Annotated in this window: 13 protein-coding genes and 2 pseudogenes; 6 read left to right on the top strand and 9 right to left on the bottom strand. The window is 71.9% G+C overall.

Annotated elements, in window-relative coordinates; translation table 11 throughout:
- Positions 1–77 precede the first annotated feature (77 nt).
- Positions 78–1937 (bottom strand): AfsR/SARP family transcriptional regulator, encoded by a 1860-nt coding sequence (locus FDO69_RS19495; RefSeq protein WP_104781135.1) that lies wholly within the window; start codon positions 1935–1937, stop codon positions 78–80.
- Between the two features lie 340 nt (positions 1938–2277).
- Between FDO69_RS19495 and FDO69_RS42070 the strand changes: the two are divergent.
- Positions 2278–2474: pseudogene (locus tag FDO69_RS42070) on the top strand (helix-turn-helix domain-containing protein); the annotation flags it as partial.
- Positions 2475–2506: 32 nt separating this feature from the next.
- Here FDO69_RS42070 and FDO69_RS19485 read toward each other — a convergent pair.
- The 5 genes and pseudogenes from FDO69_RS19485 to FDO69_RS19460 all read right to left on the bottom strand — a co-directional run bounded on the left by FDO69_RS19485 (position 2507) and on the right by FDO69_RS19460 (position 13022).
- Positions 2507–2794: a DUF6881 domain-containing protein gene (locus tag FDO69_RS19485; protein ID WP_104781134.1), complete on the bottom strand. Its 288-nt coding sequence runs from the start codon at positions 2792–2794 to the stop codon at positions 2507–2509.
- Positions 2795–2798: 4 nt separating this feature from the next.
- On the bottom strand, positions 2799–7196 hold the full coding sequence (locus FDO69_RS19480) for an HYD1 signature containing ADP-ribosyltransferase family protein (RefSeq protein ID WP_159030625.1): 4398 nt from the start codon (positions 7194–7196) through the stop codon (positions 2799–2801).
- A gap of 7 nt (positions 7197–7203) precedes the next feature.
- On the bottom strand, positions 7204–7485 hold the full coding sequence (locus FDO69_RS19475) for a hypothetical protein (protein WP_104781133.1): 282 nt from the start codon (positions 7483–7485) through the stop codon (positions 7204–7206).
- A 544-nt stretch (positions 7486–8029) separates the two neighbouring features.
- Positions 8030–8143: pseudogene (locus tag FDO69_RS19470) on the bottom strand (DUF3253 domain-containing protein); the annotation flags it as partial.
- Between the two features lie 367 nt (positions 8144–8510).
- On the bottom strand, positions 8511–13022 hold the full coding sequence (locus tag FDO69_RS19460) for a DUF6531 domain-containing protein (RefSeq protein WP_234388004.1): 4512 nt from the start codon (positions 13020–13022) through the stop codon (positions 8511–8513).
- Positions 13023–13104: 82 nt separating this feature from the next.
- Between FDO69_RS19460 and FDO69_RS19455 the strand changes: the two genes are divergently transcribed.
- Positions 13105–14289: a DUF6183 family protein gene (locus tag FDO69_RS19455; protein WP_104781131.1), complete on the top strand. Its 1185-nt coding sequence runs from the start codon at positions 13105–13107 to the stop codon at positions 14287–14289.
- 174 nt (positions 14290–14463) lie between these two features.
- Here FDO69_RS19455 and FDO69_RS19450 read toward each other — a convergent pair whose 3' ends face one another.
- Entirely contained in the window at positions 14464–14739 is a 276-nt protein-coding gene (locus tag FDO69_RS19450; RefSeq protein WP_104781130.1) for a DUF3253 domain-containing protein, read from the bottom strand.
- Between the two features lie 212 nt (positions 14740–14951).
- Positions 14952–18188: an AfsR/SARP family transcriptional regulator gene (locus tag FDO69_RS19445; RefSeq protein ID WP_104781129.1), complete on the bottom strand. Its 3237-nt coding sequence runs from the start codon at positions 18186–18188 to the stop codon at positions 14952–14954.
- A 174-nt stretch (positions 18189–18362) separates the two neighbouring features.
- Here FDO69_RS19445 and FDO69_RS19440 point away from each other — a divergent pair, with 174 nt between their 5' ends.
- The 4 genes from FDO69_RS19440 (at position 18363) to FDO69_RS41245 (ending at position 23466) form a co-directional block, all read left to right on the top strand.
- Positions 18363–19037 (top strand): NADPH-dependent FMN reductase, encoded by a 675-nt coding sequence (locus FDO69_RS19440; RefSeq protein ID WP_104781128.1) that lies wholly within the window; start codon positions 18363–18365, stop codon positions 19035–19037.
- Positions 18980–19756 (top strand): thioesterase II family protein, encoded by a 777-nt coding sequence (locus FDO69_RS19435; protein WP_104781127.1) that lies wholly within the window; start codon positions 18980–18982, stop codon positions 19754–19756. The genes FDO69_RS19440 and FDO69_RS19435 overlap by 58 nt, the downstream gene beginning before the upstream one ends.
- Before the next feature lie 29 nt (positions 19757–19785).
- Complete coding sequence (locus tag FDO69_RS19430) at positions 19786–22401, top strand: BTAD domain-containing putative transcriptional regulator (RefSeq protein WP_104781126.1); 2616 nt, start codon at positions 19786–19788, stop codon at positions 22399–22401.
- Positions 22402–22881: 480 nt separating this feature from the next.
- Complete coding sequence (locus FDO69_RS41245) at positions 22882–23466, top strand: hypothetical protein (RefSeq protein WP_159030624.1); 585 nt, start codon at positions 22882–22884, stop codon at positions 23464–23466.
- Here the strand turns inward: FDO69_RS41245 and FDO69_RS42065 are convergent.
- The gene (locus FDO69_RS42065) at positions 23419–26061 is read right to left on the bottom strand and encodes a BTAD domain-containing putative transcriptional regulator (RefSeq protein WP_234388003.1); all 2643 of its coding nucleotides are present in this window, start codon (positions 26059–26061) and stop codon (positions 23419–23421) included. The genes FDO69_RS41245 and FDO69_RS42065 overlap by 48 nt on opposite strands.
- Positions 26062–26188: the final 127 nt, after the last annotated feature.

Below are 26188 nucleotides of genomic sequence, written 5' to 3'. Positions count from 1 at the left end.
AGGAGACCGCGTACAGGGACACGCACACGGGCAGCGCCACGTACAGGCACAGGAACAGGGACAGCGACACGGCCCGCTCACCCCGCCCCGGTGACGGGCGTGCCCCGCGGGGCCGTGGGGGCGAGGACCGGCGCGGACGCCTGCTCCCGCTCTGCCCGCGGTCCCGGCGGCTCCCACGGAGCCGCCGCCGCGAGCAGCCGTACCAGCTCGTGGCAGTGGTACAACGGCTGTCCGTGGTCGTCGAGTCCGGACAGTTCGAGGAGCGCGGCGTCGACGAGGGACTCCAGGGCGTTCTCCGCCGCGTCCTCCGACAGTCCGAGCCGGTCCCCGGCCCACCGCGCGGAGAACGGCTCGCCGTCCGATCCGCCGAGCGCCCCGAACACCGACCGCTCGACCGCCCCGAGCTGCTCCACCGAGGACCCCAGGACCCGGCTCAGGTCGAGGTCGCCGAAGGCGAGTTCGGCCAGCCGGCCGGCGGGGCCGGCGAGCCGGTCGGCCAGCCGGGCCGCCGTCCAGTGCGGCCGGGCCGCCAGCCGGGCGCCCGCGATGGCCAGCGCCAGCGGCAGCCCGCCGCAGTACGCCACCAGGTCCTCGGTCCGGTCCGGGTCCTCCAGCAGACGCTGCCGTCCCGCGCGGGCGGCCAGCAGGTCGAGGCCGGCGTCCTCGTCCAGCAACGACAGCGCGAACGTGTCGCCCGCCGTCACCCGGGCCAGCCGCCGCCTGCTGGTGATGAGGACGGCGGACGGCCCGGCCGGCAGCAGCGGAGCGAGCTGCCGATCGCCCAAGACGTTGTCCAGCACCAGCAGCAGCCGCCGGCCGGCGGTCCGCGTCCGGTACAGCCGTACCAGCTCGTCCAGATCGCCCGCGGGCAGGTTCGGGTCGCTCTCGCCGAGCGCCCGCAGCAACTGCGCGAGTACAGCGCGCGGAGCCCGCGGGGCGCCGTCCGAGCCGCAGAGTTCGGCGAAGAGCAGCCCGTCGGGGAAGTGCTCCCCGTTCTCGGCGGCGGCCCGTACCGCGAGCGCGGTCTTGCCGATGCCGGCCATGCCGGTCACCAGGATGCGCCGCTGTGCGGGCTCCTCGTGCCCCAGCCGCCCGCGCAGGGCCCGCAGTTCGTCCTGCCGTCCGACGAGCTCCCCGTCGGAGGCCGGCAGCATCGAGGGCACCGGACCGGTCCGCCCGGCTCGCGCCCCGGCGGTCCGCCCGAGCCCCAACTCTCCGCCCAGCACGGCCTGATACGTCGAGCCGAGCACCTCGCCGGGGTCGATGCCGAGCTGCTCGGCGAGGACGCCGCGCCCCTCGTAGTAGACGTGCAGCGCGTCCGCCTGCCGGCCGCACCGGTACAGCGCGGTCATCAACTGGGCCCGCAGTCGCTCCCGTACCGGGAACGAGGCGACCAGCCCGGTCAGCTCCGCCGTCACCTGCTCGTGGCGCCCCAGCTCCAGATCCGCCTCGATCCGGGACTCCAGGGCGAGCATGCGCTCCTCCTCCAGCGGCGCCAGCTCGGCGTCGAGCAGGTGCTCGGTGACGTTCGCGAGGGCCGGCCCCCGCCACAGACGCAGCGCCCGGCGCAGCGACTCCGAGGCTTCCTCGAACCGCCGTTCCGCCAGCGCCCGCCGGCCGTCCCGTTCCAGCCGCCGGAACTCGACCAGGTCGACCAGGGCGCCGGGAGCGCGCAGCACGTACCCCGGAGGCCGCCGCACGATCTCGGCCTCGTCGCCCAGCTGCTTGCGCAGCCGGGACATGTACGTGTAGATCTGCGCGCTCGCCGTCGCCGGCGGATCCCAGCCCCACAGCAGTGAGCTGAGCCGCGCGTCGGACACGACCCGGTCCTGCGCCAGCAGCATGGCGGCGAGCACCGTGTGAATCTTGGACCCCGAGAGGGCAACCCGCTCGCCGTCCCTTACAGCCTCCACCGGCCCTAGGACCAGAAACTCCATGGGGCACCCCCCTTCTGGTGCGGCCATTCCTACAGTTAGAGAAGGTAGGAGGGGCCGTTATCGGGGGGTTATCGCCGCGGTGCGGTCCGCTTCCCGGTGCTGTGCGTCGTCATCTCCACGCGGCCCATGACCCGGCCGAGCCGGTCGCGGGCGGTGTCCCGCACGGCCTCTCCCACTGCCGGGACCTAGCCGGGGCCTTTCCTCGGCCGTCGTCCTCGTCACGTGCTGGGGTGAATGACGCTGCGTAGTGACGGCGTTACGAAGATGCGCCGGGATCTGAGCGACCAGCCCGTGGACGGGGTCGTGCTTCCCCGCGCCCGGAGGGAGGGGAGCCGGCCGTATGCCGCAACGACGCGTCATCACCGGCCGCAGCCAGGAATCGCGTCAGCGCTTCGCCGAGGAACTGCGCACCCTGAGGGCGGGCAGCGGGACGAGCCTGCGGCAGCTCGGGGAACGCTGGGCTGGGACTGGTCCCTGTTCGGCAAGACGGAGGAGGGCGAGAGGCGGGGCAGTCCAGAGGTGGTCCAGGTCCTCGACACGCGCGGCCGCGCCCTGGACGAGCGTCGGCCCTACCGCTCTCCACCGAAGTGGGCGCGATTCCAGACGTCCTCGAATTCATCGCGACTGATGACGAATGCAGAGAACTCCGGTTGGGCCGCGACCGCTTCGATGGGGCCGACAGGGATTTCACTGAGCCCGATCTCACCGGTTTCGTGAGACGAGTCCGCCTTGAGGAGACGTCCATCCCGATACCGTTGGATCTTACGGACTTCGTATCCGTCTTCGCCGATCTCGCTGAACAGAGTGACTGGCTCGACATCGAAATCGTGCAGCCAGTGCACCTTCCAGTAATCCACTGAGCTAGCTCTTTCCATGGTTGACGATGCGTCCCGCAATGTCCAGGGGGCCCTGGTTTGGTATGACGAAGACGTCCGGTCGCTCAACGGACCTCATCACCTGAAGGCCGCGCACATCTACCTCGATGTAGTGGCTGAACTTCTGACCCGCCCAGGGTACGCGAAGGAAAGCGAACGACAGTTGGCCAGGCGTCTTCGTGCCGGGCCCGATGTCCGACAAGTACTGGCCGTCACCGAATCTGGCATCCTTCGGGTTGTGTTCCTTGAGGGACGGGCGGAGCTCGCCGCTCTCGAGTATGCCTTTGTATCCCTTCTCGTTCGTGTAGTGGAACAACGATGTGATCTCGCCCTCAGGCACCTGTTCGACCTCATAGGTGCAGGCGTTCGGAGCCAGCCCCAGCGGATCTGTCGCGGCGTGCGGATTGTCCACGTACGTGTTGGGGTTCGGTGCAGGCGCGAGACCCAGCGGGTCGGGGCTGAGATACCGCGCCGTCTCGGGATCGTAATGACGAAAGTGGTTGTAATGCAGGCCGGATTCGGGGTCGAAGTACTGGCCGGGAAAGCGAAGAGGCGTGTACGCGGTGCTGTCCGAAGCCCACGCGGTTGATCCCCAGAGGGTGCTGCGTGTACGCCAGGCGATGTCGCCGTGCTCGTCGACCAGTTCGGTGGGTGTGCCGACGAGGTCGGTGACTATGGCGAAGAAACGGGCGTCGATCTCTTCCTGAGGCGCGTCGGCGGCGGTGATGCGTTCCGCCTGGGCGACGGGCTGGAGGCCCTGGTGGTGCCAGGTGAGGACGACGGGATCCGGTTGGGCGGCCGAGACGGTGCTCTGCTCGCAGAGGGTCGTGCCGTCCCACGTGAAGTCGACCTGCTCGACGACCGTTTCAGTGTCCGCCGCGAGGCGTTGCTTGGCTGTGCGGCGGCCCAGTGGATCGTAAAGGTAGCGCCAGAGGCTGCCGTCCGGCGTGACCACGGAGACAAGCCGGTCTTCCGCGTCCCAGGTATAGCGCCAGGTGTCGGGCTTACGGGACTGGCGTCTCTTCTGACGCAGGACGACACGTCCTCGGGCGTCGTGTTCGTAGCGGACGTTTCCGGCGCGGGTGATGCGGGTTCCCGCGTATACGCGGGAACCTGTCGCCTCCTGGCCGGGGTGGGCGGTCGGCCATGCGGCTTCGGTCTGGTTTCCGGCCTCGTCGTAGGCGTACCGCTCGGTCCAATCCTGGCCGCGGACAGCCGTTACGCGGCCTGCGGCATCCAGCTCGAAGGCGCGTGTGCCGTTCAACCGGTCGTCGTGCCGGATCAGGTTTCCGTCGGCCCGGTAGGCGTAGGCATGTGCCTGAACGATTCGGCCGGTGCCGTCGACCACGGACCGCGAGGCGAGGCGACCCATGCCGTCGTAGGTATTCGTCAGGCTCATGGCCCCATCGAGGTGACGGGTCACCTCGCTGCCGTCCGGGTCGTAAGCGAAGCGGAGCGTGTGTCCGGCTGTCACCAGCCCGATCCGACGGCCCCCCGCGTCGTAGTCCCAGCGGCTGGTTGCTCCCGTCGGGGTGGTGCGGTGCGTGCGGCGGCCCAGGGCGTCGTATCGGTAGAGAACGTTTCGGCCGTTGACCGTTTCGGACAACACCTGTCCGACAGCGTCGCGTTCCAGCGTGAGGTCCGCATCCGGGCCGACCGCCCGAAGCAGTTGGCCGCTGAGATCGTAGGCGTAGGTGGTGACCGCGCCGTCGACATCCTTGCGGATGATCCGGCCGAGCGGGTCATGCTCGAAACGGATGACCTCGCCCAGAGCGTCGGTGCGGGTTCGGAGGCGTCCTGCCGGGTCGTGGGTGTAGGTGAGGACGCGGTTGTCGAAGTCCGACTCGCATGTCAGCCGTCCTGCCGGGTCGTACACGTAGTCCCAGCTGAGGCCCTGCGGGTTGGTGACCCGGGTGAGGCGGAGTTCGGTGTCGTAGATGAACTCGTGTCGTACGCCGTCGGGTCCGATGCGGGCCGCTATCAGATCGAAGTGGGTGTACTCGAAGCGGGAGACGCCACCGTTCGCGTCGGTGTGCTGCGTGCAGTTGCCCTCGCCGTCATAGAGCCATGACTCCTTCGCCCCGTCGGCCGCGATGCGGCGGGTCGGCTTGCCCTCGACGGTCCACTCGAGGCGGGTCCGCGCGCCCATCGGGTCCGTGAGGACGACGGGCCGCCCGAACACGTCGCGCTCGTAGGTGTTCACCGCGCCCAGAGGATTGGTCACCTTGACGGACAGGCCCGCCTTGTTGTTGCGGATCTCGGTGCAGTGGCCGAGAGCGTCGGTGATGCGTGTGAGGCCGCCGGAACCGTCGTATGTGAAGAGCGTGGTGCGATCGGCGGGGTCGGTGACGGCCACAGGGTTGCCGGAGTCGTCGTACTGGTGAATCCAGCGCGAACCGTCCGCTTCCCTCACCAGCGTCGGCAACCCCAGCGCGTTGTATTCGCAGCAGAAACGGGCGCCGTCCGGCCGCGTCACGCGCGTGATACGGCCGTGCTCGTCGTATGTGTAGCGCGTCGTCTGTCCCAGCGGGTCGGTCACCGCCACCAGTCGCAGCTCCTCGTCCCATTCCTGCCGGGTGACGTTGCCGAGCGGGTCGGTTTCGCGGATCAGACGCAGGGCCTCGTTGTGTTCGTAGACGCGGGTGTGCCCGACGGAGTCGCTCACGCGGGTGGTGCGGGTGGCGTCGTCGTAGGCGAGGGTAGAGGCCAGGGCGTTGCCGGTGCCGCCGGTGGCGATCACGCGGCCGTGCTCGTCGTACGTGTACCAGTACGTCGTGTTGTTGCGGTCGGTCCAGGAGGTGATGCGGCCCTCTGCGTCGTAGGTGTAGCGCATCGGCAGACCCGAGGAGTTGATTTCCTCGGTCAGGTGGCCCTGTTCGTCGTAGCCGAAGGTCAGCAGCGTGGTGCCGGGTCGGCCCGGGGCCGCGGGGTCCAGCAGGCGCAGGCCGGTGATGCGGGACAGTACGTTGTGACGGTCGATCTCGATGCGGTAGCCGCCCGAGTGCACGACCGCGGACGGGATGTCGCCCTCGGCGTAGAGGACGGTGATGCGGTTGCCGTTGCGGTCCTGGATGTGTTGGAGCGGCAGGTCGACGGCCTCGTCGTCCGCTGCCGCGACTGGTGAGTGGAAGACGTGGATCAGTCCGGTGCCCGGGTCGGTGACGCGGACCGCGCCGTCGACCTCCGTGTCCCAGGACAGCAGGAGGCGTGAGCCAGGTGTCTCCGGGCGGACGGGCTCGTTGGTCTCCGGGTCCGGGACCGGGAAGCAGAGGCGGGCGCCGTCCGCGGCCGCGTACACGAAGCCGTCTTCGTCGGCCTGGACCCGCTGGTCGAGGGTGGAGGTCCAGGTGGGGCCGAACCAGCCGCCGAAGCGGTACGAGGAGATATGGGTGCGCTCCAGGACCAGGGGGAGAACACCCGGCAGTTCGACGTCCACCCGGGGCAGGGCCATGTCGCCGGTGGCCACGTCGATCGGGTCCCGCACAAACTTCTTGATCATGTTGCGGATCGAGGCGGGCAGCTTGTTGTAGCCCGGGTTCAGTTTCAGGCGCTCGAAGGTGGCGCAGTTCAGCTTGAACGCCTTACTTAGCTTTGCCAGCTCGGCCGGCTTGAGCGCCTTCAGCCCCTTGCCCAACGCCTTGCCCAGCAGGCCGAAGCCGACACCCAACAGCGCGCCCTCGGCGAGGATGCCGGCCAGCTTGTCCGGATCCTTGAACGCACCCGGATCCTCCAGCAGCGTCGCGAACGCCGAGAACTTCATGCCCTCCTTGGCCATCTTGGCCACCGACGCCACGCCCCGGATCTCCTTGAGCGTCTTCAGCGTCCGCTCCACACCCCGGATGACCTCCATCACCCCACGGATCACGGACGCGAGCGCGGTGCCCTCCCTCTCGATCCGGGCGATCAGCGCCACCACCTTCAGCGCCCGCTCACCCGCCATCAGGGTCGATGCCACCGACGACGCCCCCAGCGTCAGGACGTCCAACGCCAGGCCTGCTATCTCGAACTCGACGATCTCCGCCAGCAGTACGCCGATCTCGGACAGCAGCTCGTGCGCCTTGTCGGCGAAGTCGTCCAGCGCCTTGGCTCCCTCGCGGAGGGAGTGCGCCATTTCGGTGGCGCTCTTGCGGGCAGCCTTGGCCCTCTTGTTGTACGCCTTGGCGGCCTTGCCCTCCCACTCCACATCCGCCAGCGCCTTGCGCGCCCCCTCCGCGGCGTCGTCCAGGCCGGTGGCCAGGTGCCGCCACTTCTTGGCGATCTCCCGCACCCCGTCCGGATCCACCGCCGGATCGGTGATACCGAGGAACTCCAGGCCACTGGCGAGCGTGTCGCCGAACATGTGGTTGAACTTGTTGACGTAATGCAGGGGGTTGAGGTCCACCACGGAGCTCTCAGCCCTTCTTCGCGCGGGCCGCGGCAGCCAGCAGCAGATCCAGCAGGTCGAAGGCGTCGGATATCTCGCCCAGTAGCTTCGCCTCCGCCTCCCACTCGTCCTCCAGCTGCCCGGTCAGCTTGGCCAGGGTGGCCATGCCCTCCCGTATCTCCTCCGTCGCACTCAGCAGGGAGCCGAGGGCACCCAGCGCCGACAGGTCGTGCGACTGGGCCTTGAACTCCTGCAACGGCTTCGCCGTGTGGTGCCCGACATGACGCAGCCCCGACGCCGCCTTGTTCATGGATGCGGCTTCCTTCGCCAGGTTCGACACGCGACCCGCCCCCGTACTTCACTCTGTGCACATGCCAACCTCCTGACACTAATCTGATCAGTTCCGCACCAAGTCAAGTCGCCGTCAATGGCAGGCAAAGTGAGGGTTTGCGGGAACATGGCAGGTGGTCTCAACGTGGTTGGCCTGCCCGCCCCTGCGGAGCCGCATCTCCATCGATCACGAGGGTGGTCTGATCGAACGGGGCGCCTGGGTCGGGTGGTGATGGCGGGCCGGCGCCTGGGGACGATCAAGCCGTGAACGGGTTCGCGCTTCCCTGTGCCCCGGCGGTCGTTCCACATCTTCCACGCCGTCCACGCGAGCTTTTCGGAGGGGAGTCAGCCCTATGCCGCAACGACGCGTCATCACCGCCGCAGCCAGGAACCACGTCAGCACTTCGCCGAGGAACTTCGCACCCTGCGGGGGGGGCAGCAGGACGAGCCTGCGCCCGCTGCCCCCCCTACCGCCAGGGGACGCGTTCCTGGTCACCAGGAGCAGTTCGCCGTGCGCCGGGCCCTCACGGACCCGTGCGACGGATGCGGATGGGTCCGCGGGCTTCGGTCTCCGTGACGGGCCGGCCGGCCTGGGTCACCTCGACCTCGCCGGCCGCCACCAGACGCCAGGCCGCTCGCGCCACGTCGAGTCGCCGTAGGTCACCTCTTCTCCGGGTCGGCGTCGAGGAGGGCGGCGATCCGAGCGCCCCAGACCGTCTTGAGGATCTCCACCTCCTGCGCGGACCTCAGCCGGGGTCTCGGAGTCCACGATGAACGGCTCGCTCACCTTCATGGCGGCCGGTTCCCCGCCCGGCCACTCCCCCGGATACACCTGGCCCGTGCCGCCCTGCCCGATCCGCATGAGCAGCTCGTATCCGCCCAGCCGGCGGGGTCGGCGGGGCTGAGGAGCGCGATGTGCACGTGGGTCCTCACCATCGGGACGGGCTGCCGGGGCAGGTGTTCATCGGCACGTGGGACCACTTCGTGCCGTGGAGGTCGGCTCTCTCAGACCGGATACGCCGTATGGATATGGCCGTCGCGGATGACGACTTCCACGTCCCTGGTCTCCCGCCCGCTGCCGTTGATGCCCACGGGCTCGCCGTGTTCGAAGCGGTGCAGGTGGCTGTCCTGTCCGGCTCTGGCGCGCGGGTTGGGAGTGGCAGGGGTGCCGTCGACGCCCTCCCGGAGCCGTCGGCCCAGGACGAAGTCGTCGCCCTCCCAGAAGAAGTCCTCGTAGAACTCACCCGGCAGTGAGGGTTCGGGCCCCGTGGGATCGGCGTTCTCCCGCACGCGGTCCTGGGCGCCGGGGCCGTGCTGGCCCTCGATGTGGGCCTCGCGTTCCTCCGTGATGCCGTGCCTGCTGCTCTCGCAGCTCACCAACCCCCACGGGTCGGTCCAGCGAAGGGGGTCGAGGACGTAGCCGTGGTGGTTCGGTGCGGGAGCGAGGCCCAGGGGGTCCGGGCTGATGTAGCGGGCGTTCTCGGGGTCGTAGTAGCGGCGGAAGTTGTAATGGAGGCCGGTTTCCGGGTCGTGGTACTGGCCCGGGAAGCGCAGTGGGCAGTCGACCGGACCCGCTGAGCCGCCTACCGGCGTGCCCCACAGCGTCGTACGTGCCCGCCAGGCGATCCGGCCCTCCTCGTCGACCAGTTCGGTGGGGGTGCCCACCAGGTCGGTGACGATGGCGTAGAAGCGCCGGTCGACCTCGTCCTGGTCGATCTGCAGCAGCGCACGATTGGTGCCGGGAGCCCATTCCCAGCTTCTGGTGGGACCGCCGGCGGAGCTGCTCTGCTCCACCAGGTGGGAGCCGTCCCAGGTGAAGACGGTCTCCTCGACCGGGAGGCCAGCGTCGGAGAGCAGGCGCTTGGCGACGCGGCGGCCGAGGCCGTCGTAGACGTACGCCCAGCGACGCCCGTCCGGGGTCGTGACCTGAGTGAGCCGGTCCTCGGCGTCCCATGTGTAGGTCCACTCCCGCGTTCCCCCGGACAGCAGCTTGCGCGTCTGCCGGACCAGGCGCCCCTGTGCGTCGTGGACGTAGGTGATGTGGCCGGTCCTGCGGATGAGTGTGCCGTCGTGGACCCGTTCCCCCTGCGGGCCCTCCGGCGCCTCCGCTCGGCTGACGTTGCCCGCAGCGTCGTAGGCGTAGCGCTCGGACCACCCGGTGGCGGAGACCGTTTCCACCCGGCCGAGACGGTCACGGCTGAACCGGCGGGTGCCGTGGGTCCGGTCCTCGATGGCGCTCAGGCCGCCGTCCTGTCCGTACGTGTACGAGCGGTGCAGCAGGGCCTCGTCCGGCGAACCCGTGTCGGAGGCGGCCCGGCCGAGGAGCCTCTGTTCGGTCAGACGGTGGCCGGCGTCCCACTCCTGAGTCAGGATCGCCGTCTCCCCGAGCCGCCGCTCGGTCTCGTGGCCCGAGGTCCCGTAAGCGAAGGACAGAGCATTGTCGGCGAGTCGGAGCCGGGTCGGCCGGTTGTTCGCGTCCCATTCCCAGCGGCTGACGGCGCCCGACGGAGTCCGGCGTTCCGTCCGCCGGCCGAGTACGTCGTACGACGTGCGGACCGCGCGGCCATTGCACTCTTCCGAGACGACACGGCCTACTACGTCGCGTGCGAACGTGAGCGTCGTCTCGGGGGTGACCGCTGTGATCAGTTGACCGGACGAGTCGTACGCGAAGGTGGCGATCGCCCCGCCGGAGCGTCGCTCCACGACCCGGCCGCACGCGTCCCGCGTGTATGCGGTGATCTCGCCGGCGCCGTTGGTGCGCCGGATCAGACGGCCCGCGGCGTCGTAGGCGTAGGCGACGGCGCGGCCGTTGAAGTCCACTTCGCGCACGAGGCGGCCCGCCGCGTCGTACGTGTACGACCACACCGCACCCGACGCGCTCGTCACGGACGTGAGCCGCAGTTCGGTGTCGTACGCGAACAGCGTCGTCGAACCGTCCGCCTCCGTCCTGGAGCGGAGCAGATCGAAGTGGGTGAAGGCGTGGGTCGTGGTCCGGCCGTCGAGGCCGGTGTAGTGGACGATGTTGCCCTCGCCGTCGTAGGACCAGCTCTCGCTGCTGCCGTCGGCCATGATCCGCTCAGCGGGGTAGCCCTCCACCGTCCAGGTGGTGCGTGTCGTCGCGCCGGCGGCGTCGACGGTGCCGACGATGCGGCCGAAGGCGTCGCGGGTGACGTGCGAGGTACCGCCCAGTGGCGCGCTGACGGAGTCGGGCAGTCCCAGTGGCCCCGGGTGGACGCGGTGGGTCGCTCCCAGGGCGTTGGTGACGCTGAGCAGTCCACCGGAGGGTTCATAGGCGTAGGTGGTGACGGCACCGTCGGCGTCGACGGTCGCTGTCGGGTGGCCGTGCTCGTCATACGCGTAGCCACGCCTGCCGCCGTTCGGCAAAGTGATCCACAGGGGACGGTCGGAGGCGTCGTACTCGCACGTGGTGACCGTGCCGTCGGGGCGGACCACGGAGATGAGGTTGCCGCGTTCGTCGTAGCTGAAACGGGACGTGTGGCCGAGCGGATTCGTGCGGGAGAGCAGCCGGTTGTACGGGTCCCACTCGGCGTGGGTGGTGTTGCCGAGCGGGTCGGTCTGGGCGACGACCTGCCGACGTTCGTTGTACCGGTAGGTCGTGGTGTGGCCCAGCGAGTCGGTGTAGCGGGTCTCCCGGCCTTCGGTGTCGTAGGCGATGGAGCAGGACAGGAACCCGTGGGCACCTTCGCCGCGTATGCAGCGGTCCTGGTCGTCGTAGGTGAAGCGGTACCAGGTGCCGTTGCGGTCGGTCCAGGACGTGATGCGTCCCTGGATGTCGTAGGCGTACCGGAGGGGAAGGCCGCTGGAGTTGTAGATCTCCGTGAGGTGTCCGTCAGGGCTGTAGCCGTAACGCAGCAGCGTCGTGCCGTCGGGCCCGGCCTCCTCGTTTCGCAGCCGCAGCCCGACCATCCGGTCGCCGTCGGTGTCGATGTGCAGGTAGCGCCCGCCGGAGTCGCGGACGGCGGTGGGGGTGCCGGATGCATCCCGGTCGATGTCGATGCGCCGTCCGTGGCGGTCGGTCACCGCTGCGAGGGGAAGAGTGAACGCCTCGTTCGCGGCGACAGGTCCGGCCGGTGGGGCGAAGTGGCGAGTGCGTCCGGTGGCCGGGTCGGTGATGCGGATGGGAGTGTCGGGTGCGCCGTCCCAGTCCAGTGGCCAGCGTGGTCCCTCCACCGGCATGACCGAGACACCGGGGGCGGGCACGGGATACACGAGGATCATGCCGTCTTCAGCGGCGAAGACGACGCCCTCTTCGTCCAGTTCGAGACGCTCGTCCAGTGTCGAGGCCCAGGACGGACCGAACCACTGACCCCAGTTGTATGTCGACAGATGCGTGCGCCGCAGTACGAGCGGAAGGAGCCCGGGCAACTCCACGTCGGTCTCCTCCACGAGCATCTCGCCGGAGACCATGTCGACGGGATCGCCGTTCTTGCACCGCCCCTTGGCCGGCTTGCTCTTGCCGACCGCGTCGTCGGCTCCCTTGCGCAAACCTCGTCCCAGGCCCTTGGCCATTGCCTTGAGGCCACCCTTGCCCAGGGCTTTCGCGCCCGTCGCGAGCTTGCCGAGCGTGGTGATGCCCTTGCCGCCGGGTATGCAGTCCAGGGCCGCGAATCCCACGTCCCACAGGGACGCTTGGCCTTTGCGATATTTGTTGAGAGTGTCGGCGAGGACGACGAGGGCGGCCACGACGACGATCGCGGCCAGGATCGGTCCGCCGATGATCATCGCGATGACGCCGACCACTGTCACGACGACCTTGCAGACCGCGACGATGGTGTCCCAGTTGTCGGTGAACCAGTCTCCGATGTCCTCCCACCACGACCGATTCTGGATGCCGGCGTCGGACGCCTCGTCGATCTTGCTCTTGGCCTCGCGGGCGGCGTCCTCGCGCATCTTGCGGGCGTCTTCGGCCATCTTCTTCGCCGCGTCCAGGGCACTCTGGGCGTCATCGACGGCCGACTGCGCGTTCGTCTGCGCCGTCCTGGCGTGCTGGACGTCCCGCGTGGCCGCCCGTACCTTCGCCTCGTCCGGGTGGTCGGAGTCCGACTTGCTGCCGGTCGGGTCGTCCTTGTACTTGTCGGCCTCCTTCGAAGCCCGGGTCACCCAGGAGTCGGCCGACGTGAGCTTCGACTGCGCCGAGGAGAGGTTCGAGCGGGCCTCGCGCGCCTTCGCCAGTGCCTTGTCCGCCAGCGCCTGGGCGCGTTCCAGCTTCGGCCAGAAGTCCGCGAGGGCGTCGCCGCACATCCCGTACGACTTCTCCAGCTTCTTCAAGTTCTTCGGGACGCCCGAGAACTCGTCCTTGAAGACCGTGGCGGACTTGCCCGCCCACTCCGCCAGGGTGCTTTCGCCCGCCATGCCCTTGACCAGCCGCAATGCGTCGGACACGTCGTCGGCGAAGTCGTGCAGGACCTTGGCGAGACTGCGCACCCGTTGCGGATCGCCAGGGGTCGGGTCCTTGTCCAGATCGAGGACATGCCAATCCGCTGGCCGGTTTCCCACGTTCTTCCCCCGTCGCCTGGCTCCACTCAAGGCACGTATGCCTCAGCAAAGTTACTTGATCTCCTGCTCGTAGACTCGGGGCGTGAGCCACAACGAAGAGACACCCGGCGACGGTGCTTTTGATCGGCATCGCCGGGAGCGGCCCGGGCCGGAGTCGCAGCAGCCCGCTGAGCTCGGACCGGAAGGAATGTACGAGGCGGCGGAGCGGCTGTGCCGGACGGCGGTCGGCGACGGGCCCCGTGAAGCCTCTGCGGCGCGCACCGTCGGGCAGATCGCCGAGACCCTGGCCGACACGCGGTCGCGGGACTGTGTGACGTTCGCCGTGGACCTCGTGAGCCGGCTGCTGCCCGGAGGGGCCATGTCCCCCGGCGACAGCGACCGATTGCTGCGTTCCGTGGCCGCGAAGCTGGTCAAGGCCCAGCATCTGCGCGACATCGAGCCTCTGTTCGGCGAGTTGCCGGACGGGGGACTGGGTCCGGCGGTCGAGCTACGGGCCTGTCTCCTCGGAGAGCTGGCGCTGATCGGCTCGGGGACCGGTCGGCGCTCCCTGGACGCGTACGCCGAGAAGCTTCGTGAGCTGGGGCACCCACTGGCTCGGCTGCCCGGGACGCGCCTGGACGTCGAGCACCGGTTCGCCGTTCGGGTCCGGGGACTGGGTTCGATCAAGACCGCGAAGCAGCTCCGCTCGCGCTTCCCGGAGGTTCCGCCGACCGACGGCGGTGTGGTCGCCGGCCGTGGTGCCGGGGACGCTCGGGACGACGGCCGGGCGAACGCGGCCGCCCGACCGTTCAGGGCCGGCGGATGGGCCCGTGAGCCCGAGGCACGGTTCTTCACGCTGCCGAGCCCGCTCGCCCCCGATGACTTCGGCATCTCCTTCCTCAAGGAACTGCCCCTGCGCTGCCTGGAAGGTGAGGGCAGCCGCCGGGGAAGCGCCCTCGCCTGCGCGACGACGCCCGACGATGTTCTCAACGAACTCTTCTCGGCTTCGTACGTCGGCGGAGTGACCGGCCACGGGCAGGGCGGTGCGTACGCACGGCTGTACGCCTGGGAGAGTCTCTACGCGCTCATGGGACTGCCCGCCGGGGTGCCCCTCCTGGAGGCCGTGCGGCGCGCGGCGGATCACCGGTGGCTGCGCTTCATGGCGTTCACGGACTGGTTCCACCACGACACCTCGGACCTGGCCTTCGCCGTACTCGATCCCGACCGGACCCGGGTCGCGGTGCTGGCGGCGAGCGATACCGACGTCGACAGCGACGGTCCCGGGTAGCGGAAGCCCTCCCTGGCACCATCTTCGACCTCATCGTCCCTGCCGACCAGGCCGCACACGCCTGGGCTGCCTGAGGTGGTCCCGGAGGCGATGGCCACGGGGCCGGCCGAGCGTGTGGCGAGGAGAGCCGTCAGCCCGCTCAGCTCCCGCCGGAAGGCACGGGCACGGCCACCTTCACCGACCCGTGCGACGGATGCGGATGGGTCCGCGGGCTTCGGTCTCCGTGACGGGCCGGCCGGCCTGGGTCACCTCGACCTCGCCGGCCGCCACCAGACGCCAGGCCGCCCTGCGGGCCGGTTCCATCAGGGCTCGCCAGCCCTCGTCGTCACCTTCGTATGCCTCGCGCGCGGCGTCGGACGGACAGATCGAAGCAGTGGCCGCACGTCGCTCCAGCAGGTCCATGATGACCTGCTCCAGCCGCCGGGTGAGCTGCCGATCCGTCTCCGCCACGCAATCCAGTGTGGCACCGTTCGCGTGGGGGCGGACGATCCTTCCGAGCAGCCCGTGCTTCGCCCGAGGAGCATGGGTCGATGAAGGATCCGGGGGCCGGGCCGACGTGGCGCAACGCTTTCGGGGCGGCTGTCATGCGGGTCATGCTGCGGGCGGCGACGGACGTCCACGACGATCGCGACGTGCCCAGGGGGCCGGGTGGAGGGGCCGGCTCATGGTGTCCGGGGGTGTGTCTCCGCCAGGACCTCCCCCTCATGGCTGCGCCGGGTGCCCGCGGTGAACTCGCTCGCGTACGTCCCCTCGTCCATCGTGGCGCGCAGGCGGGCCGCGATGCGCTCCACGTCACCCCGCTCCGCCGGGGGGTGCGGGGCGCCGGCCCGCTCACGGGTCGCCGCTGCCGTGCCGAGCAGGCGGGTCGCCCGTTCCGTCTCGCCGGACAGGGAGTACGCGCCGGCCAGGCCTTCGAGGGCCAGGGCGACCGAGCGGGGGTCCTTGGTCGTCGCGGCGGCTGCCAGGCCGTCCCGGTGACAGGCCAGGGCGCGGTCGGCGTCGCCGCGCTGCTCGGCGATGAAGCCCAGTTCGGCCAGGACCAGCGCGAGACCGGGGCCGTCGCCGCGGCGGCGGTTCCAGGCGAGCCAGGGCCGCAGCCATTCCTCGGCCTCCTCCAGCCGGCCCTCGCGGCGGGCGCTCAGCGCGAGGCCCAGCGCGGCGAACTGCTCGGCCGGCTGGTTGCCCTGCCCGACCGCGATCCTGAGCGCGCGCGTGTGCAGATCGTCCGCCTCGTCGTAGCGCTGGGTGAGCAGGGCGATCCGGCCGAGACCCGACAGCTTCGTGGACATCTCGGGCCAGGTCTCCAGGGCCTGGGCGATGCGCAGGCTCTCCCGGTGCAGCTGGGCGGCGAGGTCGTAGTCGCCGTTGATCTCGGCGAGCCTGCCGAGCACGTCGGTCGTCTTCAACCGGCCCCACAGGTCGCCCAGTTCCGCGAACTGGGCGCGGGCCTCCTCGGCGTTGCCGCGCAGCGACTCCAGGTCCCCGCGGGCCAGGGCGAAGCACGCGCGCGTGGTCAGCGCGGCGGCGGTGCCCCACGCGTCACGCAGCGTGCGGAAGCGGACCAGGACCCGCTCGACCCGCTGTTCGCCCTCGACCAGCGCCCCCACCGTCCACTGCGCGTGCGCCAGGAACCACTGGGCCCTGGTCGACTCCAGGGTCGACTCCGGCGGGTACTCCTCCGGGGCGTCGCACTCCCGGTCGTGCTCGCCCAGCAGCAGGCGGATGCCCGTGTACCAGAACTCCGCCTCCACGCGCTCCTCGGCAGTGGCCTCGCCCGCCGTGTCCAGGGCCGTCGCCAGCGCCCTGCGGGCCTCGCCGAGCCGGCCGCGGACGTACCAGTACCAGGTCAGCGAGTTGACCAGGCGCAGGGCCTCCTGCGCGGCCCCGGACCGGTCGGCCTCGGCCAGCGCGCGCTGCACGTTGGCCGCCTCCAGGTCCAGGTACTGGAACCAGCGGGACTGCTCCCGCTCGTGCAGATGCGGACGGGCCCGCTCGGCGAGGCGGACGCAGTGGCGCAGGTGCCGGGCGGCGGTCTCGGCGTGCTCACCGGACTCGGCGAGCTTGTCACGCGCGTAGACCGCGACCGATTCCAGCAGCCGGTAGCGCGGGCCCTGCGGCCCTTGCGTGCGGACGGCCAGGGAGCGTTCCACGAGCAGGCTCAGCGTGTCGAGGACGTCGGCGGGGGACACGCCGCCGCCGGAGCACACGTCCTCGGCGGCCCGCAGCCCGCACCCCTCGCCGAACACCGACAGCCTGCGCAGCACGGTCCGTTCCCGGTCGTCGAGCAGGCCCCAGCTCCAGTCGAGCGTGGCCTGCAGCGTCCGGTGGCGCGAAGGGGCGTCTCGGTAACCGCTGTTGAGCACCTTGAAGCGGTCGTCGAGCCGGTCGTGCAGTTCCCCGATGCCCAGCGACCGCACGCGTGTGGCGGCCAGTTCCAGGGCGAGCGGGATGCCGTCGAGGCGCCGGCACACATCCGCGACGAGCGGAGCGGTGGTGGCGTCCAGCACGAAGTCCGGGTCCGTCGCCCTGGTCCTGTCCACGAAGAGACGTACGGCCCCCGCGCTCGTCAGGGCGTCGAGGTCCGGGTCGTTCTCCGGGGGCAGCGACAGCGGCGCCACCGGATACACCGTCTCGTCGCGGGTGCGCAGGGGCTCCTGGCTGGTGGTCAGGATGTGCAGGTGCGGGGCCCGGCTCAGCAGCAGACCGGTCAGATGCGCGACGGCCTCCACGACGTGTTCGCAGTTGTCCAGCACGAGCAGCAGCCGCCGCCCCGCCAGCGCGTTCGCCAGCCGGTCGACCGGACCCTTGGCGTCGTCGTCGGAGGTGTTCTCCCGGATGCCCAGCGTCGCCATCACCTGCTCGGCCAGCGCCTCCGCACCTGCGAACCGCTCCAGGCCCCCGGCGTCCGCGAGCTCCACCAGCCAGGTGCCCTCGCCGAACGCGCCCGCCAGACTCTCCGCCGTGGCCTGGGCGAGACGCGTCTTGCCGACCCCTCCCGGGCCGGTGAGCGTCACCAGGCGGCGCTGTAAGAGCAGGGCCCGGATCGCCGGGACGTCCTGCTCACGGCCCACCAGGGGCAAGGCCGAACCCGTCGGCGCCGGGCCCGCCTGCACCACCGCGGTGGACGGCGCGGGCCGCTCCGGCCGGGCCAGAAGCGGGTCGTGGCGCAGGATGGCCTGCTGCAGCGCTTCCAGGGACGGCCCGGGTGTCAGCCCCAGCTCCTCGTCGAGCCGGCGCCGCAGGTCGTTGAAGCAGTCGAGCGCCTCGGAGGAGCGCCCCGCCTGGTACAGCGCCCACATCAGCGCGCCCCGCAGGCCCTCACGCAGCGGATGGTGCTCCACCAGCTCCGTCAACTCGCCCACCAGCAGGCTGTGCTCGCCCAACTCCAGCCGCACCCCGGCGTGTTCCTCCACCGCCGTGAGGCGCTCCTCCTCCAGGCTCGCCGCCGTCGGCCGCACGGACGGCTGGTCCGCGAACTCGGCGAAGGCGGGGCCCCGCCACAGTGCCAGCGCCTCGGTGTACAGCGCCGCCCGCGTCACCGGGTCGGCGCCGGACCTGGCCCGGGCGACCAGTTCGCGAAACCGCCCGGCGTCGAGCGCACCGGCCGGGATGTCCAGGACGTATCCGGGAGGCCGGTGCGCGATCAGTTCACGGCCCCCCGCCTCCGCGTCCTCCAACGCGCGCCGCAGCTGGGAGACTTTGGCCTGGAGTGACGCCGTCGGCCGGGCCGTGAACGTCGAGCCGCCCCACAGGTCCTCGATCAGCCGCGCCGCCGGGACGACCTGCCCGTGGTGGGCGAGCAGATCGGCGAGGAGCATGCGCACCTTGACTTCGGGTACCCGCACCAGACGACTCTCGTCCGTGCGCACCTCCAGCGGCCCCAGCACCCCGAATTCCATGATCTCAGCGTAACCGGCCGACGACCGGCGTGACGTGCGACGAAAAGGGCTCGGCCATCCTTCCGAAGGGCTCCCGCGCAGCGTTTCCGAAGTCGTCCGAAGCGAATCCGAAGGGGCATATGCCAGGGTTCCCCGAGGAATGCGGTTGGGCGCTGGTGCGGAAGGCGGGGGCAGGTGGCCGAGAATGAACGACTGCGGCTGGCGATCATCATCGGCAGCATCAGGAAAGGCCGGTTCGGGCACGTCGCGGCGGAATGGCTGGCCTCGCGGGCCCGGTTGCGACCCGACTTCGATGTGGACGTCATAGACCTCGCCACGGCCTGGCTGCCCGACGTGATGTCCGCCGACCCGTCCGCGCCCCGGCCCCAGGCCGTCAAGGACCTGGCGCCCTGGTTGCGATCGGCCGACGCGTTCGTGGTGGTCACCCCCGAGCACAACCAGACGTTCCCGGCGTCCCTGAAGAACGCGATCGACTGGTACGACGAGGAATGGCACGCCAAACCCGTCGGGTTCCTCTCCTACGGCGGACCCTCCAGCGGGTTGTGCGCGGTGGCCGCCCTGCGCCAGGTCTTCGGCGAGGTCCACGCCGTCCCGGTGCACGAGACCGTGAGCTTCCACAACTACTGGGAGCGCCTCGGGCCCGACGGCACCCTGGCCGTCCCCGACGACTGGGACGTGTCGGCCCGGCTGATGTTCGACCGCCTCAGCTGGTGGGCCGGTGTGCTGCACCGGGCCCGGGCGGAGCGCGGCTACCACGTACCGCAGTTGAACAGACAGGAGCGCAACGCGCGATGGACGGCCAGTGGTTCCGACGTTTCGGTGATCCCGAGCCCGACGCTCTCAGGCTGATCTGCTTCCCGCACGCGGGAGGCGCGGCCAGCGCGTACCTGCCGCTGTCCCGGCTGCTCCGGCCGCACGTCGAGGTGCGGGCCGTGCAGTACCCCGGGCGGCAGGACCGCCGGCTGGAGACACCGGTGGCGGACATCGGGGAACTCGCCTCGGTCGTGGCCCAAAAACTCCAGGACGAGGAAACGGCAGCGCCCTACGCGTTCTTCGGCCACAGCATGGGCGCGCTGATCGCCTACGAGACCGCCCGGATCCTCGAGGAGCGCGGGGCCCGGCCACCCCGCCGGCTCTTCCTGTCGGCCCGGGGAGCACCGGGGCCGCGGCGCAGTCCGCACGACGTGCTCCCCGACGACGAGGCGGTCCTGGCCGCCGTGCGCCGGCTCGGGGGAACCGGCGTGGCCCTGCTCGACGACCCCGAGCTGGTGGCAATGGTGCTGCCGGCTCTGCGAGCCGACTACACGGCCCTCGCCGCGTACTCCTGGACACCCGGGGAGCCGCTGCACACGCCGGTCACCGTGCTGTGCGGCGACGCCGACCCGGTCGTCTCCGTCGAGGAGGCGGCCGGCTGGCGGGCGTTCACCCGCGCCGAGACCGAGGTGCGGGTCTTTCCCGGCGGTCACTTCTATGTGGACCAGCGGCTCGACGACGTGGCCGAGGTGGTACTGCGCGGCGTCCGCTCGGCGAGCGCCGCTCGGGCGGGCAACGACGCCTGCCATGACTGATCACGGGTGTTCGACGTACGGGGGTAGGCGTGGAATTCAAGGTTCTCGGACCGCTCGACGTGGTGAGCGGCGGGCGCAGTCTGCCGCTGGGCGGCGTCAAGCAGAGAGCGGTCCTCGGACTGCTCCTCCTCCACGCCAACCAGGTGGTCGCCACCAGCCAGCTCCTCGACGCCCTGTGGCCCGAGGACACCAGGCCGGTCACGGCGCGCAAGATGGTGCAGAACGCCGTATGGGGGCTGCGGGCCCTGCTGGAGAGCGGTGAAGGCGACGGGCACGAGCCGCCCCGGCTGCTCACCCGGGCACCGGGCTACGTCCTGCGCGTCGACCCCGAACAGCTCGACGCGACCCGCTTCGAGCGCGCCGTCGCCGCGGGCCGGGCACGCCTGGACGCGGGCGAGGCGGCCGAGGCAGCCGATCTGCTGGGGGAGGCCCTGGCGGAGTGGCGCGGATCGGCCCTGTCGGATCTGGCCGAGCAGGGCGTGGAGTGGGCCGAGCTGACGGCGCTGCGGCAGCTGCGCCTGGACGCGATGGAGGACCGCTTCGAGGCGGAACTCGCGTGCGGCCGGCACCATGCCGTGCTCGGTGAACTCACCTCGCTGGCCGAGGCCGAACCCCTGCGGGAGCGGCTGTGCGGGCAGTTGATGCTCGCCCTGTACCGCTGCGGCCGGCAGGCGGAGGCGCTGAGCGTGTTCAGCAGGGTGCGGCTGGCCCTGGTGGAGGAGTACGGCCTGGAGCCGTCCGCCGCCCTGCAGACCCTGCAGCACCGCATCCTGCGCCACGACCAGGCACTGGCCTGCCCCGCGGAGGCCCGCCCGGAACCGGTCGCCCCCGAGACGGGCACCGCGCGACGGCACCCGGCCGGCGACACGGGTGCCGCGCCGACGCCCGTCCGGATCACGGCGGACACCGGGGTTCCGGGGAGGGCCGGGCCGGGCGCCGTGGTTCCCGGCGTGGCAGGCCCCGACGCCGGGGCGCCCGAACCCGTGCGCGGGGCCGCCCTCCTGCCCGTCGATGCCGCCGAGAGCGCAGACCACACCGGCGTGACGTCCGCGTACGGCGCCGACGTAGGGGGAGACCGCTCCGGCGTGGCGTCCGCGTACGGCGGCGACGTGGAGGGAGACCGCTCCGGCGTGGCGTCCGCGTACGGCGGCGACGTGGAGGGAGACCGCTCCGGTGTGGCGTCCCCGTACGGCGGCGACGTGGGGGGAGACCGCTCCGGTGTGGCGTCCGTGCGTGGTGCCGCGCACAGCGCCGAACAGCCGGGCGCGGCGGCGGGCTTCGGCGAGGGGGGCGCGGTCGCCGAGCGGCGGGACGTGTGCGTGCTCGTGGTGTGCACCGAGTCCGCCGGGGACGCCGCGGCCATGGGGAGCGAGCAGCTGGACACCTCCCTGCACGACGCGGTCACCGTGCTCACCGAGAGCGTCGAGGACCGCTCGGGCACGGTCGTCGGTTCCATGGGCGGGCTGTGCGCCGCGCTGTTCGGGCTGAGGTCCGAACGCCCCGAGGCGTCGCTGAACGCGGTGCGCGCGGCCTTCACGGCCCGGGACCGACTGGCCTTACGGGCGGGCATGGTGATGCGAGCCGTGGTGATCTCCGGCAAGGCGATCGTGCGGCACGACCCGCACGACCCGAGCGCCGCCGTCTCGGTGGTGGGCACCCTGCTCGACAAGGCGCACGGGCTGCTCTCCGGCGTCCCCGAGGGTGAGTTGTACGTGAGCGACGACGTGGCCGGCGACACCGGCGCGTGGGTGAGCTACGACGAGACACCCCGCCCCGCCGACGGCACCCCCGGCATCCGACGGGCCCGAGCCCTGCACCCGGACGAGCCCGCCGGGCCCGGCACCGGCACCCGGCCACGGCCCGAACTCCCCCTGCTGGAAACCCTGCTGGAGTACTCCCGCCACCACGGCGTGCCCTCCATGCTGACGGTGCTCGGCGATCACGGGGCCGGCAAGACCCGTCTGCTCGCCCAGTTCGAGGACCGCGTCGCGGGCGCCGTCGACGGGGCGCGTGTCGTTCGGCCGCGCCTTGCGAAGGGAGGCCAGGACGCCGCCGCCGTCGCGGCCGCACTGACGCAGGCGTGGGGACCGCGGCACCTGGCGCGGCTCGAGCCGCCGGAGCAGCGGATCAGAACCGCGGTCCGCTCCGCCGTCGGCTCCGACGGGGACGCGGCCCGGCTGTCGCGCTTGCCGGGCCCGGCGCCGGCACCCCACGCCGTCCCGCCCGGGCGCGGGGCGGACCTGCTCGCCGCCTGGAGCGAGGTGATCGAGCACGAGGCACGTCACCGCCCGGTGGTGCTCTGCCTGGACGACCTGCACCTCGCCGACGACGCGGTGCTGGACTGGGCGGAGAGGCTGGGCGGCTCGGGCACGGGGGCCCTGCTGGTCGTCGTGTGCGGCCATTTCGAACTGCTGCGCCGCCGGCCCATCTGGGGCAGTGCCTGCGAACACGCCAGCAGGCTGACGCTGTCCCGCCTGCGCGAGCCGGCCGCCGCCGCTCCGCTGCCGCGGCGCACGCTGCCCTTCCCGGACTGCCGCCCGAGACGGCAGGAGGAGCGGGCGAGACCGTCCGGCCGGATCCACGCGGGCTTCCGGGGCAAGCCGGCCGAGCCGGTCGAGGTACGCCCCAAACGCCGGGCGGTGTGAGGGTCGGGCCGACCGGGGTCGCGCCGCCAGGGTGTTTGGGGTGTGGGTTCGCCGGAGTGATGCGCCCGTCCGGCTGGGTTCGCCGGGGTGATGCGCTCGGCCGGCTGGGTTCGCCGGAGTGATGCGCCCGGCCGGGTGTTGGAGTGTGGGTTCGCCGGGGTGATGCGCCCGTCCGGCTGGGTTCGCCGGGGTGATGCGCCCGGCCGGGGTGTTGGGGTGTGGGTTCGCCGGGGTGATGCGCCCGGCCGGGTGTTGGGGTGTCGGTTCCCCAGGGTGATGCGCCCGGCCGGGTGTTGGGGTGTGTGATAGCCGTCGGGGCGCGCCTTCAGATGCGGGGGCGCGGTGTCCGGCCCCTCGACGGCGTGGACCTCACCGTCCCCGGCGGCCAGGTGCATCGCCCGGCTCGCCGTTCTGCTGTGATGACCGGGGCGAGGATCCGCGAATGGGTGGCGTGTGGACGGGACTTGGTGTGCTGTCCGTATGGACATCGCAGCTCCCCAGACCCGCCGCCCGGCGCACGCGTCACCCCGGCCCGGGCGGGCACCCGGCCCCGGCGAGATGGACACCCCGCTGGCCGTCTTCGTCGGGGCCCGGTTCGCCGCGGCCCTGCACGAAGGGCTGAGCCGGGCCGGCCGGCCCCGGGACGCCGAACCCGGGCGACCGGACGACTCCGAGCCCCTCGCCCGCCCGCCTGGGCGCACCACGGCGCGGCAGGACGCCCTGCTCGCCGAGCACGCGGGGGAGATACTCGCCCGCTTCGGCGCGGCACTGAGGGCCGTGCCGGGCGTCACCGCGCCGCAGCGGACCCGGATGACCGCGTGGGCGCGGCGGGTGCTCGGCGAGGCCGGGGCCGCCGCCCCGGTGCGCACCGGGACGGCGGCCCCCTGGGCGGCGCTGGCGGGGTCCCTGCTGGTCGAATCGGCCGCGGACGTCCTGCCCGACGGGTCCGCGGACGGCACGCGGGCGCTGGGCGCCCTCGCCCGTGCCATACGCCTCACCGGCACGGGCGGGACACGCTCAGGCGACCTCGGACTCCCGGACCGGCGCGAACAACGACTCCAGTAGCCGGTCCAGGGCGTCGCCCGTCTCCGTGCTGAGGCTGAGGGTCACCGTGCGCGGGTGCGCGGTGGCCCAGCCCGGCCTGCGGTCCGGCAGCCGCGAGTCCGCCCCGACGACGGTGAGCAGCGGCACGCCCGCGTGGGTCTGCGTCAGCCGCTCCACCATGTCCAGCAGCGCGTCGTCGGCGTGCTGGAGATCGTCCCAGATCAGCACCAGGGGCTGCTCGCGCGCCGCCCGCGCCAGGAACGTTCCCCAGGCCCGGAGCATCTCGCCCGGCATCCGCCGCTCGTGCGCCGACCGTTGCGGTGACAGCAGCCGGACCAGCGGCGCGTACAGGTCCGCCGTGACGGCCCGGTCGCCGCCGAGACGGTCGAGCGTGGCCAGCAACCGCGCCGTGGTGTGGGGCTCGGAACTGCCGGGATCGATGCCGCAGTAGGCGGCGAGGATCTCCGCCGGCACCGACAGGGCGGAGCCGGCGTGCGGCGCGGGAACCGTGCCGGCCAGTACCCGCGCCGGGCCGCCGTGACTCTCCTCGACCCGGCGCTGGAACTCCATCAGCAGCCGCGTCCGGGCCCGGCCGGAACCCTCGATGAGCGTGATCAGATGTGCCGTCGAACGCCGCAGGGTGTGCAGCAGGGTGTGGTGCATCAGCTCCAGCTCGCTGACGTGGGCGGTGGCGCCCGCCGGTCCCCACGCCAGGTCCGTGACGTCGTCGTGCAGGGCGTGCAGCTCCCACGGGGCCATGGCGGACGCGCAGGCACGCCGGAACGTCGCCGCCCCCTCGACCTGACGGTGGGTCTCCTCGCAGACGTGGATCTCCCCGGCCTGCACATGGGCCAGCATCGTCCGGCAGGTGTCGACGAGCCTGCCGCCGCTCCAGGGCGGCGGCGGGTCGTCCGAGGGCCGGCGCGGCACCAGGGCCTCGCCGGACGCCACGGCCGCGTGCACGGTGAGGCCGCGCACGGCGGCCTGTGGCGGTGCGAGTGTGCCGGTGGGGACGCTCAGGCTGTCGCGCACGGCGGCCGCGGTGCGGACGGCGCGCTCGGCGCTGTCGGCCGGGTCCGTCCCCTCGGCGAACACGGAGAGCACCGTCGAACCCAGCACGGCCGTCACCCGGCCGCCGTGGAGTTCGGTCTTCTCCCGGGCGATCTGGGTCAGCGCGTCGAGCACCCGGTCCCGGTCCTCGGCCAGCAGCCGGCCCAGCTCCGCACCGAGCCCCAAGCGGAACATCACCACGCTGGCGGTGCGGGACTCGCGCCGCCCGGGGGAGGAGACCTCGGCGGCCGGAGCGGCCCGCTCCCCGCCGGCGGCCGGTTCGGCGCGTGCGGGCGGTTCGTCGTGCACGGCCGGTTCGACGCGCGCGGGCGGTTCGGAGCACGCGGCCCGCTTCACGGGGGCGGGCGGTCGGTTGCGCGAGGCCCGGTTCGCAGGCTCGGCCGCCCGGCGGTGCGGGGCGTGGCTCACCGGTGTGGCCGGTCGCTGCTGTGGGGCCCGGCCGGCGGGCGTGGCCGGTTCGGTGCGTGCGTCCTGCTCCGCGGGTCTGGCCGGTTGGTGGTGCGGGGCCTGGCTCGCGCGTGTGGACGGTTCGGCGCGCGGGGCCCGGCTCGCGGGCGGGGACGGTTCGGCAGGTGTGTGCGGCTCGGTGTGCTCGGCCCGCGTGGAGGCCGACGCTGCCGCCGCCGGTAGGAGGGCTGCCGGTGCGGGGGCCACCGGTGCGGGGGCGGCGGCCGGTTCCGGCGGGGCCGCCCCCGGTTCCGGCGGGGCCGCCGCGGGCCGGGGGACCGGGGCGAGGTTCACCGGCTCCCGGCCGCCCGCCGTGCGTGGCACCTCCAGCATCGCGTCCTGGGTGAGGATCGCCTGCTGCAGCCGGTGCAGTTCACGCCCCGGCTCCAGCCCGAGCCCCTCCACCAGGGCGGTGCGCACCCGGCCGAAGACGGCCAGTGCCTCGGCCTGCCGCCCGCACCGGTACAGGGCCACCATGAGCTGCCCCGAAGCGCGCTCCCGCAGCGGCTCGGCGGCCACCAGGCTCTCCAGATCGGGCAGGACCAGCTGGTGCCGGCCGCAGGCGAGTGCGGCCTCGAAGTGGTCCTCCATGACATCGAGCCGGCGGTTCTGCAGGGCCGTCAGCTCCGGCCAGCAGATACCTTCCTCCACCAGGTCGGAGAGGACGGGCCCGCGCCACAGGGCCAGCGCCTCGCCCAGCGAGCGGCGGGCACGCTCCACCTCGCCCGTCGCCAGGGCGGCCCGGCCCGTCACCACCCGCTGCTCGTAGTCGAGCAGGTCGACGCGCTGCTGGGGCACCCGCAGCAGATAGCCGGGCGCGCGGGTCAGCAACTCGGGACTCTGCTCGCTGCGCGGCGGACGCGACAGGACGCCGCGCAGCTTCCACACGGCGTTCTGCAGGATCTTGCGCGCGGTCATGGGCGCTTCGTCGTCGGCCCACAGGGCCGACAGCAGCTGGCTGGTGGACACCACCTTGTTCGCCTGCAGCAGGAGATACGCCAGCACGGCGCGCTGCCGGTGCCCGCCGAGGTCCACCAGGCTGCCCGGCGGTCCCCCCACAGGCTCGACTTCCAGTGGCCCCAGTAGGCGGAACTGCATGAACTCCCCCGTCTCACTTGCTCAGGCGTGCTGCGTCACCCGGGACCGGTGTCTCGCCCGACGGCTCGTCGACGCGGTCCGCTTCCCGTACTGCTTCCGCCCAGGTGGGCCGGCCCGGTCGTGGCCG

This window comes from Streptomyces tibetensis, assembly GCF_007655005.1.
GTDB classification, from domain to species: domain Bacteria; phylum Actinomycetota; class Actinomycetes; order Streptomycetales; family Streptomycetaceae; genus Streptomyces; species Streptomyces tibetensis.
The sequence above is the reverse complement of the archived record's forward strand: the minus strand, read 5'-3'. Positions and strand labels throughout refer to the sequence as shown.